This window comes from Microcystis sp. LE19-10.1B, assembly GCF_027530565.1.
GTDB lineage: Bacteria > Cyanobacteriota > Cyanobacteriia > Cyanobacteriales > Microcystaceae > Microcystis > Microcystis aeruginosa.
Genome location: NZ_JAPZQM010000531.1, coordinates 1 through 1258 on the forward strand (window position 1 = coordinate 1; position 1258 = coordinate 1258).

The following is a 1258-nucleotide window of genomic DNA, read 5'->3' on the forward strand; positions in this document are numbered from 1 at the left end:
CCGACCATTGGAGGGATCGGGGGTAAAATTCAGGTACTTTTTCCCTGAAAATTAGGTAACTGACTACCTCAAAATCGGTAAAACCCCACACCCCACACCCCACACCCCACACCCTGCCCCCACCAACAAACTTTTTCAGCAGACCCTATTTATTCGGCCAATCCTAGTTATGATCGTTACTGATAAATGATAGTTGATAACTGGTAATGGTAAGTTCTTTCCCTCGCACCTATAAAATCGCCGTCATCGGTGACGTTCACGACCAATGGGAAATAGAAGATAATTTAGCTCTAGAAGCTTTACAAGTGGATTTAGCCCTATTTGTCGGCGATTTTGGCAATGAATCCCTAGAAATTGTCGGTCGGATTGCTAGTTTGTCCTTACCAAAAGCCGTTATTCTCGGTAATCATGACGCTTGGTATAGTGCCACCTCCTGGGGACGAAAAAAATGTCCCTACGATCGCAATCAAGAAGATCGTGTCACCGCCCAGTTAGAATTATTAGGGGTTGCTCATGTGGGTTACTCAAAACTAGACCTGCCCAGTTTACAGCTTTCGATTGTTGGGGGTCGTCCCTTTACTTGGGGAGGTTCCGAGTGGAAAAATGGAGAATTTTTTCAAGAACGCTATAATATCAGCAGTTTTGCCGAATCTACTGCCAAAATTATCGCTAATATTCAAGATACTGCCTATAATAACCTGATTTTTTTAGGTCACAATGGTCCAGCCGGACTGGGAAAGGAAGCGGAAGCTATCTGTGGTCGCGATTGGCAACCCTTGGGAGGGGACCACGGGGACCCAGATTTAGCAGCGGCCATCGAACAAGCACAGCTATTAGGAAAACAGGTTCCTCTCGTCAGTTTCGGTCATATGCACCACCGTCTCCGTCATACTACTTCCCGTTTACGCAATCCCGTGGTCACTTCCGAGATGGGAACTGTTTATCTGAATGCTGCTAGTGTCCCTCGCATTCTCCACTCTGATAGGGGTAAATCTCGCAATTTTTCCCTAGTCACTCTTGAAGAAGGTCTAGTCACAGAAGCATCTTTAATCTGGTTGAACGATAATTTCGAGATTATCAGTAATAGAAAACTTTATCACTCCGGGTCGTCAATCGATCGCCTATCTCCCCAATCTTGTTATTCTTAATTTACATCTCCCCACACCCCACACCCCACACCCCACCACCCCCATACAATAAAAATTTTAATTTTTTAGCGCATATAGGGTAAACCAAAGCCATAACAAAAAAAAAAAAA

Annotated in this window: 1 protein-coding gene; it reads left to right on the plus strand. The window is 44.6% G+C overall.

The genetic code is table 11. The features are described from left to right. Positions 1-206 precede the first annotated feature (206 nt). Positions 207-1148: a TIGR04168 family protein gene (locus O9332_RS19095; protein WP_052277212.1), complete on the plus strand. Its 942-nt coding sequence runs from the start codon at positions 207-209 to the stop codon at positions 1146-1148. The last annotated feature ends 110 nt before the right edge of the window (positions 1149-1258 follow it).

Excerpts from the sequence above, each read along its gene's own strand:
- O9332_RS19095 (WP_052277212.1), top strand. The coding sequence starts at position 207 with ATGGTAAGTTCTTTCCCTCGCACCTATAAAATCGCCGTCATCGGTGAC.